Genomic DNA, 649 nt, shown 5'->3' with positions numbered 1-649 from the left:
ATCTGTGATCCGAGACACGAGCATGTTGCGCGACAGACGAGTGCGCAGGATATAAGTGTCGTGTCTAATGTGCTTCCCGATGACTTGGTTTATGCATCTTACATGGATGAGAATTGCGCGATTGTTGCGCTCGCACATGACCCTAGAGTAGATGATCTGGCGGTCTATGCGGGACTACAAGGGCAGGCTCATTTTGTCGGTGCAATGGGATCCCAGCGCAATGCTTTACTGCGTCAGAATCGTCTGCAGGCACTTGGTTTGTCATCCGATTTACGTCAGCGATTACATGCGCCAGTTGGTGTGCAGATAGGAAGTCGTACACCCAGTGAAATTGCTATTTCTATTGTTGCCCAATTAGTTCAGGTGCGAAGTCAGCGCGTCAAGATGCCTCTGCAGGTTAATTCTGTCGCTACTTACGCATAAGTCGTTGACAAGCTCTTCTGTTCATACCATTCTTATCGCCATGAAATTAATTAGCAAAGCAAAACACCGTTGGCCTCAATCACGACTCGTGCGTATTCTCGTGCTCGTCGCGATGGCGCGCGCCTGTTCGCGNTNTNTGGTTAGCTGNTTAATTGAAATCATTTGGCCNCGGCATTCAGCGGTGGCTTTCTTCTCCCTAGCTCTCTGAATTCCGTTGTCGCTTTCG

General features: G+C 49.4%; 1 protein-coding gene. It reads left to right on the top strand.

Features of this window, described 5'->3' with window-relative positions; translation table 11 throughout:
* A partial coding sequence (locus tag A3762_RS06460; protein WP_197469088.1) for an XdhC family protein occupies window positions 1-423 on the top strand: 423 nt, incomplete at its 5' end.
* Window positions 424-649: the final 226 nt, after the last annotated feature.

Source organism: Oleiphilus sp. HI0125 (assembly GCF_001635355.1).
The sequence above is the reverse complement of the archived record's forward strand: the minus strand, read 5'-3'. Positions and strand labels throughout refer to the sequence as shown.